Annotated in this window: 13 protein-coding genes; 10 read left to right on the top strand and 3 right to left on the bottom strand. The window is 66.9% G+C overall.

Annotation, left to right across the window (positions count from 1 at the left end; all coding sequences use genetic code 11):
* Nucleotides 1-63: 63 nt before the first annotated feature.
* The 5 genes from ACCD11_RS13855 (at nt 64) to ACCD11_RS13875 (ending at nt 5,304) form a co-directional block, all read left to right on the top strand.
* Nucleotides 64-1,245: an acyl-CoA dehydrogenase family protein gene (locus tag ACCD11_RS13855; RefSeq protein WP_007830272.1), complete on the top strand. Its 1,182-nt coding sequence runs from the start codon at nt 64-66 to the stop codon at nt 1,243-1,245.
* Between the two features lie 12 nt (nt 1,246-1,257).
* On the top strand, nt 1,258-2,373 hold the full coding sequence (locus ACCD11_RS13860; RefSeq protein WP_007830269.1) for an acyl-CoA dehydrogenase family protein: 1,116 nt from the start codon (nt 1,258-1,260) through the stop codon (nt 2,371-2,373).
* 183 nt (nt 2,374-2,556) lie between these two features.
* Nucleotides 2,557-3,918 carry an alpha/beta fold hydrolase gene (locus ACCD11_RS13865; RefSeq protein WP_413314300.1) on the top strand — a complete coding sequence of 454 codons (1,362 nt, stop codon included), beginning with the start codon at nt 2,557-2,559 and terminating at the stop codon, nt 3,916-3,918.
* A gap of 13 nt (nt 3,919-3,931) precedes the next feature.
* The gene (locus tag ACCD11_RS13870) at nt 3,932-4,720 is read left to right on the top strand and encodes an enoyl-CoA hydratase (RefSeq protein WP_007830261.1); all 789 of its coding nucleotides are present in this window, start codon (nt 3,932-3,934) and stop codon (nt 4,718-4,720) included.
* Between the two features lie 152 nt (nt 4,721-4,872).
* The gene (locus ACCD11_RS13875; protein ID WP_413314301.1) at nt 4,873-5,304 is read left to right on the top strand and encodes a hypothetical protein; all 432 of its coding nucleotides are present in this window, start codon (nt 4,873-4,875) and stop codon (nt 5,302-5,304) included.
* A 34-nt stretch (nt 5,305-5,338) separates the two neighbouring features.
* Here ACCD11_RS13875 and ACCD11_RS13880 read toward each other — a convergent pair whose 3' ends face one another.
* The 3 genes from ACCD11_RS13880 to ACCD11_RS13890 form a co-directional block, all read right to left on the bottom strand.
* A complete protein-coding gene (locus ACCD11_RS13880) occupies nt 5,339-6,115 on the bottom strand; it encodes an alpha/beta hydrolase family protein (RefSeq protein ID WP_007830256.1) in 777 nt (258 codons plus the stop codon).
* Nucleotides 6,099-7,277, bottom strand: a complete 1,179-nt coding sequence (locus ACCD11_RS13885; protein ID WP_413314303.1) for a DUF3182 family protein — start codon at nt 7,275-7,277, stop codon at nt 6,099-6,101. The genes ACCD11_RS13880 and ACCD11_RS13885 overlap by 17 nt, the downstream gene beginning before the upstream one ends.
* A gap of 131 nt (nt 7,278-7,408) precedes the next feature.
* Nucleotides 7,409-7,969: an HNH endonuclease gene (locus ACCD11_RS13890; RefSeq protein ID WP_007830252.1), complete on the bottom strand. Its 561-nt coding sequence runs from the start codon at nt 7,967-7,969 to the stop codon at nt 7,409-7,411.
* Nucleotides 7,970-8,134: 165 nt separating this feature from the next.
* Here ACCD11_RS13890 and ACCD11_RS13895 point away from each other — a divergent pair, with 165 nt between their 5' ends.
* From ACCD11_RS13895 to ACCD11_RS13915, 5 genes are all read left to right on the top strand, one after another.
* On the top strand, nt 8,135-9,172 hold the full coding sequence (locus ACCD11_RS13895; protein ID WP_007830250.1) for a bifunctional riboflavin kinase/FAD synthetase: 1,038 nt from the start codon (nt 8,135-8,137) through the stop codon (nt 9,170-9,172).
* A gap of 132 nt (nt 9,173-9,304) precedes the next feature.
* Nucleotides 9,305-12,154: an isoleucine--tRNA ligase gene (ileS, locus tag ACCD11_RS13900; RefSeq protein ID WP_413314304.1), complete on the top strand. Its 2,850-nt coding sequence runs from the start codon at nt 9,305-9,307 to the stop codon at nt 12,152-12,154.
* Entirely contained in the window at nt 12,154-12,669 is a 516-nt protein-coding gene (lspA, locus tag ACCD11_RS13905) for a signal peptidase II (protein WP_007830246.1), read from the top strand. The genes ileS and lspA overlap by 1 nt, the downstream gene beginning before the upstream one ends.
* 144 nt (nt 12,670-12,813) lie before the next feature.
* The gene (locus tag ACCD11_RS13910; RefSeq protein ID WP_007830244.1) at nt 12,814-13,833 is read left to right on the top strand and encodes a LacI family DNA-binding transcriptional regulator; all 1,020 of its coding nucleotides are present in this window, start codon (nt 12,814-12,816) and stop codon (nt 13,831-13,833) included.
* 43 nt (nt 13,834-13,876) lie between these two features.
* Complete coding sequence (locus ACCD11_RS13915; protein ID WP_413314305.1) at nt 13,877-14,887, top strand: ABC transporter substrate-binding protein; 1,011 nt, start codon at nt 13,877-13,879, stop codon at nt 14,885-14,887.
* Nucleotides 14,888-14,987: the final 100 nt, after the last annotated feature.

Genomic DNA, 14,987 nt, shown 5'->3' on the forward strand with positions numbered 1-14,987 from the left:
AAAACTCACGGTTCCGGAGACACACCGCGTCTGCGGTGAACCGATCAACACAGCGAGGCACGCATGGATTTGAGCTTCACACCCGAAGAACAGAAGTTCCGCGAAGAGGTTCGCGCCTGGGTCAAAGAGAACCTTCCCCAAGAGATTTCGCACAAGGTGCACAACGCGCTCGAGCTGACCCGCGACGATCTGCAAGGCTGGGCCAGGATCCTCGGCAAGAAGGGCTGGCTGGGCTACGGCTGGCCGAAGGAATTCGGCGGCCCGGGCTGGACCGCCGTGCAGCGCCACCTGTTCGAGGAAGAAACCGCGCTGGCCGGCGCGCCGCGCATCATCCCGTTCGGCCCGGTGATGGTGGCGCCCGTGATCATGGCCTTCGGCAATGCCGAGCAGCAGAAGCGCTTTCTCCCCGGCATCGCCAGCGGCGAAGTCTGGTGGAGCCAGGGCTACAGCGAACCAGGTTCGGGCTCCGACCTCGCGTCCGTGAAGACCAAGGCCGAACGCAAGGGCGACAAGTACATCGTCAACGGACAGAAGACCTGGACCACGCTCGGCCAGCACGGCGACTGGATGTTCAACCTCGTGCGCACCAGCAACGAAGGCAAGCCGCAAACGGGCATCAGCTTCCTGCTGCTCGACATGAAGTCGCCCGGCGTGACCGTGCGCCCCATCAAGCTGCTCGACGGCGGCCATGAAGTGAACGAGGTGTTCTTCGACAACGTCGAAGTGCCCGCCGAGAACCTGATCGGCGAGGAGAACAAGGGCTGGACCTACGCCAAGCACCTGCTCTCGCACGAACGCACCAACATCGCCGACGTGAATCGCGCCAAGCGCGAACTCGAGCGCCTCAAGCGCATCGCGAAGAGCGAAGGCGTCTACGACGACCAGCGCTTCCGCGACGAGATCGCCAAGCTCGAGGTCGACATCGTCGCGCTCGAGATGATGGTGCTGCGCGTGCTGTCGGCCGCCACTTCGGGCAAGAACTCGCTCGACGTCGCGGGCCTGCTCAAGATCCGCGGCAGCGAGATCCAGCAGCGCTACAGCGAACTGATGATGCTGGCCGGCGGCCCGTATTCGCTGCCGCTGATCCGCGAGGCGATGGAAGCCGGCTGGCAGGGCAACTTCCCGGGCGGCAACCCGGCGCTCGCGCCGCTGACGTCCACCTTCTTCAACATGCGCAAGACCACCATCTACGGTGGCTCGAACGAAGTGCAACGCAACATCGTCGCGCAGACGGTTCTGGGCTGAGGAGACAAGAACATGGATTTCAACTTCACCGACGACCAGGAACAACTGCGCGACGCCGTTCGCAAGTGGGTCGACAAGGGCTACGACTTCGAGCGCCGCCGCGGCATCGAGGCCAAGGGCGGCTTCTCGCGCGAGGCCTGGGACGAGCTGGCCGAGCTTGGCCTGGGCGGCCTGTACATCAGCGAGGACGACGGCGGACTGGGCATGGGCCCCGTGGCAGGCATGGTCGTCATGGAAGAACTGGGCCGCGGCATCGTGCTGGAGCCCTTTGCGCAGACGCTGATCGCCGGTGCGGTGCTCAGCGGCTATGCCGGCGCAGACACCAAGGACAGCTGGCTGCCGCGCATCGCCGGCGGCCAGGCCATCGTGGTGCTGGCGTACCAGGAGCGCAAGGCACGCTGGCGCCTCGACGTGTGCGAGGCCACGGCCGCCAAGTCGGGCGACGGCTATGCGCTGACCGGCGCCAAGAGCGTGGTGCCGGTGGGCGACGAAGCCGACGCCTTCCTGGTGCCCGCCAAGGTCGGCGGCAAGATCGCCCTCTTCCTGGTCGAGCGCAGTGCCAGCGGCGTCGAGGCCCGCGGCTACGGCACGCAGGACGGCGGCCGCGCGGCCGAAGTGGTGTTCGACAAGGCCGATGCGACGCTGGTCACGCTCGATGGCCTGGCCGCGCTCGAATACGCGGTGGACGTCGGCATTGCCGCCACCTGTGCCGAAGCCGTCGGCGTGATGGACAAGACCATGGCCGTCACCGTCGACTACATGAACCAGCGCAAGCAGTTCGGCGTGGCCATCTCGACCTTCCAGGCGCTGCGCCACCGCGTCGCCGACATGAAGATGCAGCTCGAGCTCGCGCGCTCGATGAGCTACTACGCGACGCTCAAGCTCAACGCCCCGGCGGACGAACGCCGCCAGGCGCTGGCACGCGCCAAGTACCAGCTCGGCGTGTCGATGCGCTTCGTGGCCGCGAACTCGGTGCAACTGCACGGCGGCATCGGCGTGACCGACGAATACATCGGCAGCCACTATTTCCGCAAGCTCACGCAGATGGAAATGACCTTCGGCGACACGCTGCACCACCTGGGCGAAGTGTCGGCCCGCATGCAGGACACCGCCGGCGTCTTCGCCTAGGACCAGGCTCGCCCCCAGGCTGCGCGCACTTCGTGTCGCTGCGCCAACCCCCTACCGGGGGCAACACCCTGCGGCCCGGCAAAGCCGGTTCCGCGGTGTTCCGCTAGCATCCAACGCCCGCCCGCTTCGCGCCGGCGGGCGTTTTTCACTTGGCCCCTCACTCCCGGACCCCAGGAACGAAACATGCAGACTCGCCGCTCTCTTCTGGTCGCCATGGCCGCCACCGGAACCACTGCCGCCATGCTGACCGCCTGCGCCACCTCTCCGACGCCTTCCTACACCGAGCGCCCGCCCATCGTGTTCATGCACGGCAACGGCGACTCGGCCGCGCTCTGGCAGACGACGATCTGGCGTTTCGAGTCGAACGGCTGGCCGCGCGAGCGGCTCTTCGCTGTCGACCAGCCGAACCCGGTTGCGCGCGACGACGACGCCGTGGCCCAGGCCGGGCGCAGCTCGACCGGCGATTCGGCGGTGTTCCTGAAGGCCGAGGTCGACAAGGTGCTGAAGGCCACCGGCGCCAGCAAGGTCGTGCTGATCGGCAACTCGCGCGGCGGCAACACCATCCGCAACTACGTGCAGAACGGCGGCGGCGCGGCCGTGGTGAGCCATGTGGTGCTGGGCGGCAACCCGGCGCACGGCATCTGGGTGGTGAAGGGCTTCCGCGAGAACAACGAGTTCTCGGGGCTGTCCGGCTTCATGCAGCAGCTCAATGCGCCGAAGGGGCCGAACGGCGAGGAGGTCACGCCGGGCGTGAAGTGGATGACCCTGCGCTCGGACAACAACGACAAGTATGCGCAGCCCGATGGCGTGTGGATCGGCGCGCCCGGCAAGCCGACGAACATCGGCTTCGACGGGCCGGCGCTCAAGGGCGCGACCAATGTGGTGCTGCCGCGCGTCGATCATCGCGAAACCTCGTTCTCGCCCGCGGCGTTCGCGGCGACCTGGCAGTTCCTGACCGGGCAGGCGCCGCGCAGCACCGACGTCGCGGCCGAGGCGGATGTCGTGCTCAACGGCCGTGCGCTCGGCGCGGAAAATCTTCCGCTGAACGGCGCGAAGGTCACCGTGTACGCCGTCGACCCTGCCACCGGCGTGCGGCTCGGCGAGGCCGTCTTCACCAAATCGGTCGGCGCCGATGGCCGCTGGGGGCCTTTCAAGGCGCGCGGCGACGCGGCCTACGAATTTGTCCTGGCCACGCCGAGCTACGGCACCACGCACGTCTACCGCAGCCCCTTTCCGCGCAGCAGCAGCGTCGTGAACCTGCGGCCGGAACGCATCATTCCGGCCGACAACGGAGCCAGCGCGGTCGTCGTGTTCACGCGGCCGCGCGGCTACTTCGACGCACAGCGCGACACCATGCGCTTCGACGGCAAGAGCCCTCCGACAGGTGTGCCACCCCAGGGCTCGGGCGTTTCGACCTCGCGGCTGCGCATCGAGGGCGGTGGCGCCCCGCGCGCGGTGACCGGTGAATTCAACGGCGAGCGCATCACGGGCCTCACGTGGCCGGCCGCGAGCGAGCACACGACCGTGCTCGAACTGACCTACTGAAGCGAGGCCGGCCATGAACGACGCGAGCACGCCCTTCGTCCTGCAGGCGCGCGACAGCCGCGGCGTGGCCACGCTGACGCTGAACCGGCCGGCCTCGTTCAACGCGCTGTCGGAAGGCATGCTCGGCGCGCTCGAGCAGGCGCTCGGCGAGATCGCGGCAGACGACAGCATTCGCGCGGTCGTCATCGCGGCGGCGGGCAAGGCCTTCTGCGCGGGCCACGACCTGAAGGAAATGCGCGCCGCACCCTCGCTCGGCTACTACCGGCAGCTGTTCGAACGCTGCGGCGCGATGATGCTGTCGATCCAGAAGCTGCCGGTGCCCGTGATCGCGCGCGTGCACGGCATCGCCACGGCGGCGGGCTGCCAGCTCGTCGCTGTCTGCGACCTGGCGGTGGCGTCGAGCGAGGCGCGCTTCGCAGTCAGCGGCGTGAACGTGGGGCTGTTCTGCGCCACGCCGAGCGTCACGCTTTCGCGCAACCTCGGCCGCAAGGAAGCCTTCGAGATGCTGGTGACGGGCGATTTCATCGACGCGCGGGAAGCGCGCGAGAAGGGGTTGGTCAACCGCGTGGCGCCGCCCGAGGAGCTCGACGCGGCCGTCGAGACACTGGTGGCCAGCATCGTCGCCAAGCCCCGCAAGGCGCTAGCGCTGGGCAAGGCCCTGTTCTACCGACAGATCGAAACCGGCATCGAGGCCGCGCTGGCCGATGCCAGCCAGACCATGGCCTGCAACATGATGGACGAGAGCGCACTCGAAGGCGTGCAAGCTTTCATCGACAAACGCCCGCCAGACTGGAAGCGCTGAGAAGAAAGTCCACTGCCCGTCGGCATGCGCTTACGGCCGCACCGAAAGGCGTCCTACCGCCTCCATGACCTCGATTCCTAAGATGGATTTTCGGTGTCGGATCCCCCATGCCTTTTGCTGGAGATCCGATGCCGACGTCAAGGAGATTGATCATGGAAAAGCTCATGCAGATCTGCGCGGCAATCGCATTCCTTGCGATGCTGCCCGCGCAAGCTCAAGTGAACACGCCACCGCCGGCCTCCGTCGACCCCGCCATCGCCGAACTCAAGGCTGGCCGCGACAAGATCGCCGCCGACTACAAGGCCGACCGGGCGGCATGCGATGCCATGAAGGACAACGCCAAGGACGTCTGCATCGAAGAGGCCAAGGGCAAGGAAAAGATCGCCAAGGCTGAACTCGACCAGAAGCTGAAGCCCAGCGACAGCAATGCACGCAAGGTGGCCGAGGCCAAGGTGGAAGCGGCCTACAGCATCGCGAAGGAAAAATGCGACGACCAGAAGGGCGATGCGAAGTCCGCATGCGTGAAGCAGGCCAAGGCCGACGAGGCCAAGGGCATGGCCGAAGTCAAGGCGATGAAAAAGTAGCTGGCCGGCTTTCGGCTTGGCGGCGCGCGCCTGCTCAGGCCGAACTGCTGGCAACCGGCTTCGTGATGGTCGCCGTCGCCCGGGCTCCGAGCGTCATTTCGGTGATCCACGAGACCAGCAACGAGCCGTAGGCCTGCCGCGACTCCTGTTTGGACAGCGCGTGATCCGCGCCGGAAAGCACGCGGTAGGTCACCGATTTCACCCGCTTGAAGGCAGCCAGGTAGTTCTCCACCACGGGGTGGGGGACGATCTGGTCGTCCTCCGACTCGACGATGAGGACGTCGCCGGCAAAGGCCGCGCATGCAGCCAGTGCCCGGTTGTCGCCGGGTCCCACGAGCGAGCGGCGGTAGGCCACGAGGTCGGACCGGCTCAGCTTTCCCTTGGGCGTGTCCCACTCGCGGTCGCGGTAGAGCGCCGGCGCACGCAGCGCGAGCCAGCGCACCGGCCGCAGGGCACTTACCAGCGAAGCGAGATACCCGCCATAGCTGCTGCCGACGATGGCGATGGCGCCGGGGTCGACGGTCGGATGGCCGACCAGCACGTCGTACGCAGCCAACACATCGCGCAGATTGTCTTCGCGGGTCACCTCCAGGCGCTGCGCCGCGTGGCGCGCATGCCCTCGCAGATCGAAAGTCAGGCACACGCAGCCCAGCGCCGCGATTTCATTGGCCCGCTTCAGGTATTGCTCCTGGCTTCCATCCCAGCCGTGGACCAGGAGCACACCGGGCACCATGGTCGACGCGGCAAACAGCGTGCCCTGGATGTGCTGGCCGTCCACGGCAATGTCGATGAGGCTATGGCGTGTCGGCATGTCGCTTCAGCAGTGTGAATTTCGAAAGCCGCCCGATCTCGCTGTCGATGCCGTGGTAGGCCACGATGGCATCCGCGGGCGGCGCGGCCGCTCCGTAGACCTCGAAGGAGGACGCGCGCACGCGGTCGCACTTCGGATGCGCGTGGAACGCTTCGAGCGCCGCGATCTCCGCGCCCGTGGCGCCACCCACGCGCCACGACTGCTCCAGCACCCCCGAACGCCAGTCGCCTCGGCTGCCCATGCCCTGCGCCACGTCATAGTTCACCCGCGAGGCGAAGAAGCCCGGGTAGCAGCCGGACACGGCCCGGTGGTAGTGCCGCGCCTGCTCGATCGCACGGCGAAGCGGCGGCGCCGGATTCACGACGGCGAGCAGCCTGTCGAAATCGCCGCGCACGAGCATGAGGTCGGAACCACCGTAGACCTCCTGCCCGGCGTTGTCCCGGGTCGAACGCTGCTCGCCGCAATAGCTGGCGACAAGGTGCTCCACGCTCACCTGTCCGACGCTGTACGTCCTCGGCCGGTCGAGGTTCTCCTCGAGCACGAGGCCTCGGGTCGTGATCTCGGTCTCGTCCATGGCATCGAGACAGCGGTCGAGCGCATCGACGCTTCCCACGACGACCTGCCCACGTCCACCGGTCGCGATCACCGGCTTGACCCGTGCGAGGCCGCCGTCGAGCAGCATGCGCCCCGCCTTGCGCGCCTCTTCGCGTGAGAAGCACGAATAGCCGGGGAGTACCGCCTCCGCGGCCTCGGTCGCGAAGCGCAGGGACCAGCCCGCCGGCCGCGAAGCATCGGCACCGATCAACGGATGGGTGAGCGCCTTGGTGGCGACGAAGGGGTATGGCACCACCCCGCCGAAAAGGTCGTCCACGCCGGTGATGCCCGTCGCGCGCACGAGCGCCGGATCGGTCAGGGTGTCGCTCGGCACGAAGTAGGGCACGCCGCCGTAGGCTTGCTGAGGATCGTAGACGCCCGCGAAAGTGCAGCCCTTGAGGGCCGCCAGCCGCCGTGCGAAGTGGGCGCGCGTGGCATGCTCGTGCTCGGTGCAGTAGCCGTGCGGGTCCACGTCCCAGGTCACGACGCTGCGAAGGCCTGGCGGCAGACGGGACGAATCCGAGACCTCCGGGCCGGAGCCGGGGAGCGGTTTCACGGCGATGCTCATCGCGCCTCCTCGCATGTGCACCCCTCCTCGACGGAGGAAGAAGTTCCGCCATGATCGGCAAAACGATGCTGCGCCCGGTCGGAGGGCGCAGCGGATGCGCGTGGGAGCAGTCTGGCGCGAAGCGCCTCGGCCTAGCCGTCGTGGAGCCGCGAACTCTGTGGCAGGTGCGCCATCAGGAATTCCATCTGGTCGGCCAGGATGCGGCGGTTGCGCAGAATGAAGTCTTCCCAGAGGCTGGGCACGTAGGGCGCGTAGAGCAGCGGCATGTTCGCCTGCTCGGGCGTGCGGCTGCTCTTGCGGTGGTTGCACGGCTTGCAGGCCGTGACCACGTTCATCCAGGTGTCGATGCCTCTCTGGGCAAACGGGATGATGTGCTCGCGCGTGAGTTCGTCTTCATGGAAATGCCCGCCACAGTAAGCACAAACGTTGCGGTCGCGCGAGAACAGCTTGCTGTTGGTGAGCCCGGGCCGCTGCGTGAAGGGATTGATGCGCGGCACGCCCTTGGTGCCGATGATGCTGTTGATCGCGATCTGCGACTGCTCGCCCGTGATCGCGTTGTGGCCGCCGCGGAACACCGCCACCTGCGCGCCCACTTCCCAGCGAACTTCGTCCGCCGCGTAGTGGATCACCGCCTGTTCCAGCGAAATCCATGACTGGGGCAGCCCTTGGGCCGACAGCTTCAAGACCTTCACACACGACTCCTCGAAACGAGAAAACCACGCAGAGACCAGAGACTCGGGGTGCATCGGCGACTCACGCCAGACCACGCACTGCGTCACAATATACCGGCTTTGTGACAAATCGGCCTGATTCGCCCATTCGACGGGCGAAAGGCGCTATCAAAAAGATACTCACCGATGCAGGTTTTTCGCGGCTTCCGGCACCCGGGCGTAGCTCCGGCCTGCGCCCTCACGATCGGGAATTTCGACGGCGTCCACCGTGGCCACCAGGCCATGCTGGCGCTGCTGCAGACCGAGGCCCGCCACCGCGGGCTGCCGAGCTGCGTGCTCACCTTCGAGCCGCACCCGCGCGACTATTTCGCCGCCGTCACCAGGAAACCCGACCTGGCGCCGGCGCGTATTGGCACGCTGCGCGACAAGCTGACCGAGCTGGCGGCCTGCGGCGTGGCCCAGACCATCGTGCTGCCGTTCGACGGCCGGCTGGCGTCCCAATCGCCCGAGGCGTTCATCCAGAACGTGCTGATCGACGGCCTGGGCGCGCGCTACGTGCTGGTCGGCGACGACTTCCGCTTCGGTGCCAAGCGGGCCGGCGACTACGCCATGCTCGACGCGGCCGGCGAGGCCCGCGGTTTCGACGTCGCGCGCATGAACAGCTACGAGGTGCATGGCCTGCGGGTGTCCAGCTCCGCCGTGCGCGATGCGCTGGCCGAAGGCCGCATGGCCGACGCCCACACCCTGCTGGGCCGCCCGTACACCATCTCGGGCCACGTGGTCCATGGCCGCAAGCTGGGCCGCGCGCTGGGCGCCTCCTCGCCGGGCAAGGACGATGGCTTTCGCACCCTCAACCTGCGCTTCAAGCACTGGAAGCCGGCTGCCAGCGGCATCTTCGCGGTGCTGGTCCACGGCCTGGCCGAGCAACCGCTGCCGGGCGTGGCCAACCTCGGCGTGCGGCCCTCGCTCGACGCCAACGACGTCAACGCCGGTCGGGTTCTGCTGGAGACGCATTGCCTTGAGTGGCCCTCGCATCTGGGCGCCGAAGGGGCCTACGGTAAAATCGTCCGCGTGGAACTCCTGCACAAACTGCACGACGAATTGCGCTACACCAGCCTCGAGGCCCTCACTGCGGGCATCGCGAAGGATGGGCGCGACGCACGTGCGTTCTTTGCATCGACCCACGCCGAAACCCACCGCCAGACCACGCGCGATCGAATTTAGCCCTGCACGCACCGTGCTGCCGCCCTTCGACAAGCTCAGGGTGAACGGCTTTACCTTCCGCACCGACGCGCTCCTTTTTTTCCGGGCAGTTCGGGCCGAGCCTGTCGAAGCCCCCCTGTTTCGCACCCCAACATGTCTGACGCTGCCACCTCCACCGACTACCGTTCCACGCTGAACCTGCCCGACACCCCCTTCCCGATGCGCGGCGACCTGCCCAAGCGCGAACCGGGTTGGGTGAAGGAATGGAATGACGAGGGCCGCTACCACCGCCTGCGCGACGCCCGCCACGGCGCGCCCAAGTTCATCCTGCATGACGGCCCGCCCTACGCCAACGGCCAGATCCATATGGGCCATGCGGTGAACAAGATCCTGAAGGACATGATCACCAAGGCGCGCCAGCTCGAAGGCTACGACGCACTCTATGTGCCCGGCTGGGACTGCCACGGCCTGCCGATCGAGAACGCCATCGAAAAGCAGTTCGGCCGCAACCTCAGCCGCGACGAGATGCAGGCCAAGAGCCGCGCCTACGCCACGGAACAGATCGCGCAGCAGATGGCCGACTTCCAGCGCCTGGGCGTGCTGGGCGAATGGGATCATCCCTACAAGACGATGGACTTCGCCAACGAAGCCGGCGAGCTGCGCGCGTTCAAGCGCGTGATCGAGCGCGGCTTCGTGTACCGCGGCCTGAAGCCCGTGTACTGGTGCTTCGACTGCGGCTCCTCGCTCGCCGAATTCGAGATCGAGTACGCCGACAAGAAGAGCCAGACCCTCGACGTGGCCTTCAAGGCGCACGAGCGCGAGAAGGTGCTCAAGGCCTTCGGCACCGACCACACCATCCTCGGCGACATCTTCGCCGTGATCTGGACCACCACCGCGTGGACCATCCCGGCCAACCAGGCGATCAACCTGAACCCCGAGCTGGAGTACTCGCTGGTCGACACCGAGCGCGGCTTGCTGATCCTGGCCAACTCGCTGGTCGAGATGTGCATGACGCGCTATGCGCTCGACGGCAAGGTGCTGGCCACGGTCAAGGGCGAGGCGCTCGGCGGGCTCGAATTCGAGCATCCGCTGTACGACGTGGACGCCGGCTACCAACGCCTGTCGCCGGTGTACCTGGCCGACTACGCCACCGCCACCGACGGCACCGGCCTGGTCCACTCCTCGCCCGCCTACGGCGTGGATGACTTCAACTCCTGCATCGCCCATGGCGTGGCGTACGACGACATCCTGAACCCGGTCCAGGGCAACGGCAGCTACGCCCCCGACTTCCCGCTCTTCGGCGGGCAGAACATCTGGAAAGCCGTGCCGGTCATCATCGCGGCGCTGCGCGATGCCAACCGCCTGCTGACCACCGAGACCATCACCCACAGCTATCCGCACTGCTGGCGCCACAAGACGCCTGTGATCTACCGCGCCGCAGCGCAGTGGTTCGTGCGCATGGACGAGGGCGAAGGCGTGTTCACCAAGGACAAGGCACCCAAGACGCTGCGCCAGACCGCGCTCGACGCCATCGAACAGACCAGCTTCTACCCGGAGAACGGCAAGGCCCGCCTGCACGACATGATCGCCGGGCGGCCCGACTGGTGCATCAGCCGACAGCGCAGCTGGGGCGTGCCGATCCCGTTCTTCCTGCATAAGGATTCGGGCGAGCTGCATCCGCGCACCATGGAAATCCTCGACCAGGCCGCCGACATCGTCGAGAAGGGCGGCATCGAGGCCTGGAGCCGCGTGACGGTCGAAGAGATCCTCGGCGTCGAAGACGCGCCGCACTACACCAAGAGCACCGACATCCTGGAGGTGTGGTTCGACTCGGGCTCGACCTTCTATCACGTGCTGCGCGGCACGCACCCCACGGTGCACCACGACACCGGCCCCGAGGCCGACCTGTACCTCGAAGGCCACGACCAGCACCGCGGCTGGTTCCATTCGTCGCTGCTGATCGCCTGCATGCTGGAAGACCGTGCGCCGTACAAGGGCCTGCTGACGCACGGTTTCACCGTCGATGCCAAGGGCATCAAGATGAGCAAGTCGCTCAAGAACGGCATCGACCCACAAGAGATCAGCAACAAGCTGGGCTCGGAAATCATCCGCCTGTGGGTGGCCGCGAGCGACTACTCGGGCGACATCGCGGGCGACGACAAGATCCTGGCGCGCGTGGTCGATGCGTACCGCCGCATCCGCAACACGCTGCGCTTCCTGCTCGCGAACACGAGCGACTTCGACATCCAGAAGGATGCGGTGCCGCTCGACCAGCTGTTCGAGATCGACCGCTATGCGCTCGCGCGCGCTTCGCAGTTCCAGGCCGAGATCCTCGCGCACTACAAGGTGTACGAGTTCCACCCGGTGGTGGCCAAGCTGCAGATCTACTGTTCGGAAGACCTGGGCGGCTTCTACCTCGACATCCTGAAGGACCGCCTCTACACGACGGCCCCGGGTTCGCTGGCGCGCCGCAGCGCACAAACCGCGCTGTGGCACATCTCGCAAGCCATGCTGCGCTGGATGGCGCCGTTCCTGAGCTTCACGGCCGAAGAGGCCTGGAAGATCGTGGGCACGGGCAAGCCGGGCGAATCGATCTTCGCGCAGACCTACAGCCAGTTCCCCGCATCTGACGAAGCCCTGCTCGCCAAGTGGACGCGCATCCGCGAGATCCGCGACGCGGTGAACAAGGACATCGAAGCCGTGCGCGCCGAAGGCAAGGTCGGCTCGTCGCTGCAGGCCAACCTGCAGCTGACGGCACCGGCCGACGACTTCGCGCTGCTGGGCACCCTGGGCGAGGACCTGAAGTTCGTCTTCATCGCCTCGGCCATCGAACTGGCGGCCGGCGACGCGCTGTCGACGGTGGTCACGCCGAGCGCCGCGCAGAAGTGCGAGCGCTGCTGGCACTACCGCGGCGACGTGGGCCACGACCCGGCGCATCCCACGATCTGCGGCCGTTGCACGAGCAACCTGTTCGGCGCCGGCGAATCGCGGAGCGTTGCCTGATGGCGGCGGCACGTTCCATGTCGGCATCGCGTTCACGCGGCGGCAGCAGCATCTGGCCCTGGCTCGGGCTGGCGGTGATCATCGTGATCATCGACCAGTTCACCAAGACGCTGATCCTGGGCTACTACAAGCTCGGTGACGCAACGTACGTGACGGGCTTCTTCAACGTCGTGCGTGCGCACAACACCGGGGCGGCCTTCTCGTTCCTGGCGGATCACTCGGGGTGGCAGCGCTGGCTGTTCACAGTGATCGGCGTGGGCGCCGCGGTGTTCATCGTATGGATGCTGAAGTCCCACGCCGGGCAGAAGCTGTTCTCGTTTTCGATGGCCTGCATCCTGGGCGGCGCCATCGGCAACGTGGTCGATCGGATGATGCACGGCTATGTCGTGGACTTCCTGAGCTTCCACGCCGGCAACTGGTACTTTCCTGCTTTCAATGCCGCGGACAGCGCCATCACGCTGGGCGCCATCTGCCTGATCCTGGACGAGATCCGGCGGGTTCGCCGGGGCAAGTAACTTTTTCTCAGGGGCCTACGGGCCCCTTCTTATTTGGGTCTGCCCTCTCGCGAAAGTCCGAGGGTTTCTCCCCGCTTTCTCGCGATGTCATAACAAAGTCATACTGCAGCGGTCCAATGTAATCGATTACATGAACACCGCACAATGAGCATCCAAGCCGTTGCAGCCAAAGCCGGGGTCTCCGTGGCCACCGTGTCGCGGGCCTTCAACTTTCCCGGCAAGGTGACGCCCGTCACCCGCGAACTCGTGGAGCGCGTGGCGCGGGAGCTCAACTATGTGCCGAACGCCAGCGCGCGCACGCTGCGCACCCAGCGCAGCCGTGTGCTCGGCGTGGTGCTCCCCACACTGCTCAACCCGACCTTCGCCGAGTGCCTGCAGGGCATCGCGCGCGCGGCCATCGCGGGCGGCTACGCGATCATTCCCGTCACCACCGGCTACCGGCTCGATGAAGAAGAACGCGCGGTGCAACTGCTGCTGGCCGGCAATGTCGACGGGCTGATCCTCGTGGTGTCGAATCCTTCGACATCGGCCGCGCTGCCCCGGCTCCAGGCGGCGGAGGTGCCTTATGTGCTGGCCTACAACCGCCACGCGGACCACCCCTGCGTGTCGGTCGACAGCGAAGGCGCCGTGGCCGATGCCGTCGCGCGCCTCGTGCTGCTGGGCCATCGCCGCATCGCGATGGTCAGCGGCACGCTCGCCGCGTCGGACCGTGCGCAGCAGCGCTATCGCGGCTACCTCAGGGGCATGGCGGAGGCCGGGCTCGCCGCGCCCGCGCTGATCGAAGTGCCTTTCGTCGAAACCGCGGTCGATGCGCTCTCGCACCAGCTGCAGGCGCGCCGCCGCCCCACCGCGCTGATCTGCTCGAACGACCTGCTGGCCATCCGCAGCATCCGCGCCGCGCACTTGAGCGGCCTGGCGGTGCCCGACGACCTCAGCGTGGTCGGCTTCGACGGCATCGCGCTCGGCGAAGACCTCACACCTGCGCTCACCACCATCGCGCAGCCCAACAGCGACATCGGCCGCCACAGCGTCGAGCTGCTGATCCCGGCCATCGCCGGGGGCGCGACGCTGCAGCCCGACGCGAGCCTGCTGCTTGCCCATGCCTTCCGAGACGGCGAGTCGTGCGCTTCGGCGCGCGAGGACAACAACGCCGCGATTCCCTGACCTTCCCTCGTTCTCCGACCACATCCATCCAAGGAGTCCCACCATGTCACTTCGCTTCAACCGCCTGGCTCGCCTCGGCATCCTGGCCGCCGCGCTCGCCGCCGGCAGCGCCATGGCCCAGACCGCCATTTGCTACAACTGCCCGACCGAATGGGCCGACTGGGGCACGCAGCTGAAGGCCATCAAGGCCAAGACCGGCATCACCGTGCCGGCCGACAACAAGAACTCGGGCCAGTCGCTCGCGCAGCTGGTCGCAGAGAAGGCCAGCCCCGTGGCCGACGTCACCTACCTCGGCGTGACCTTCGCGGTGCAGGCCGCGAAAGACGGCGTGGTCGAGCCCTACAAGCCCGCCGCCTGGAAAGACATTCCCGATGGCCTGAAGGACCCGGCCGGCAACTGGTTCACCATTCACTCGGGCACGCTCGGCTTCATGGTCAACGTCGACGCGCTCAAGGGCAAGCCGATCCCGAAGTCGTGGGCCGACCTGCTCAAGCCCGAGTACAAGGGCCTGATCGGCTACCTCGACCCGGCCTCGGCCTTCGTGGGCTATGTCGGCGCGGTGGCGGTGAACGAAGCACGCGGCGGCACGCTCGACAACTTCAAGCCGGCCATCGACTACTTCAAGGCGCTGCAGAAGAACGAGCCCATCGTGCCGAAGCAGACCTCGTACGCGCGCGTGCTGTCGGGCGAGATCGCGATCCTGCTCGACTACGACTTCAACGCCTACCGCGCCAAGTACAAGGACAAGGCCAACGTCGCCTTCGTGATCCCGAGCGAAGGCACGCTGGCCGTGCCCTACGTGATGAGCCTGGTCGCCAAGGCCCCGCACGCGGCCGATGCGAAGAAGGTGCTCGACTTCACGCTGTCCGACGAAGGCCAGGCGATCTGGGCCAAGGCCTATCTGCGGCCGGTGCGCGCGAGCGCCATGCCCAAGGACATCGAAACGCAGTTCCTGCCGGCGAGCGAATACGCCCGCGCCAAGAGCGTGGACTACGGGCGGATGGCTGCCGCGCAGAAGGCCTTCTCTGATGAGTATTTGAAGGAAGTGCGCTAAGCCTCGGCGCTCGTTCGGGGCTCGATCACGCCGACGGGGTACCTTGCTCCGCGAATGTCCCCCGGCCTGCGGCCTCCTCCTTTATTTCGCTGCGCAAGGC

Origin of the sequence: Variovorax sp. Varisp36, from assembly GCF_047304235.1 — a bacterium.
Lineage (GTDB): Bacteria > Pseudomonadota > Gammaproteobacteria > Burkholderiales > Burkholderiaceae_C > Variovorax.

What these genes read in the sequence shown, in the direction of transcription:
- ACCD11_RS13855 (WP_007830272.1), top strand. Translation starts at nt 64, where the DNA reads ATGGATTTGAGCTTCACACCCGAAGAACAGAAGTTCCGCGAAGAGGTT.
- ACCD11_RS13860 (WP_007830269.1), top strand. Translation starts at nt 1,258, where the DNA reads ATGGATTTCAACTTCACCGACGACCAGGAACAACTGCGCGACGCCGTT.
- ACCD11_RS13865 (WP_413314300.1), top strand. Translation starts at nt 2,557, where the DNA reads ATGCAGACTCGCCGCTCTCTTCTGGTCGCCATGGCCGCCACCGGAACC.
- ACCD11_RS13870 (WP_007830261.1), top strand. Translation starts at nt 3,932, where the DNA reads ATGAACGACGCGAGCACGCCCTTCGTCCTGCAGGCGCGCGACAGCCGC.
- ACCD11_RS13875 (WP_413314301.1), top strand. Translation starts at nt 4,873, where the DNA reads ATGGAAAAGCTCATGCAGATCTGCGCGGCAATCGCATTCCTTGCGATG.
- ACCD11_RS13880 (WP_007830256.1), bottom strand. Translation starts at nt 6,115, where the DNA reads ATGCCGACACGCCATAGCCTCATCGACATTGCCGTGGACGGCCAGCAC.
- ACCD11_RS13885 (WP_413314303.1), bottom strand. Translation starts at nt 7,277, where the DNA reads ATGAGCATCGCCGTGAAACCGCTCCCCGGCTCCGGCCCGGAGGTCTCG.
- ACCD11_RS13895 (WP_007830250.1), top strand. Translation starts at nt 8,135, where the DNA reads ATGCAGGTTTTTCGCGGCTTCCGGCACCCGGGCGTAGCTCCGGCCTGC.
- ileS (WP_413314304.1), top strand. Translation starts at nt 9,305, where the DNA reads ATGTCTGACGCTGCCACCTCCACCGACTACCGTTCCACGCTGAACCTG.
- lspA (WP_007830246.1), top strand. Translation starts at nt 12,154, where the DNA reads ATGGCGGCGGCACGTTCCATGTCGGCATCGCGTTCACGCGGCGGCAGC.
- ACCD11_RS13910 (WP_007830244.1), top strand. Translation starts at nt 12,814, where the DNA reads ATGAGCATCCAAGCCGTTGCAGCCAAAGCCGGGGTCTCCGTGGCCACC.
- ACCD11_RS13915 (WP_413314305.1), top strand. Translation starts at nt 13,877, where the DNA reads ATGTCACTTCGCTTCAACCGCCTGGCTCGCCTCGGCATCCTGGCCGCC.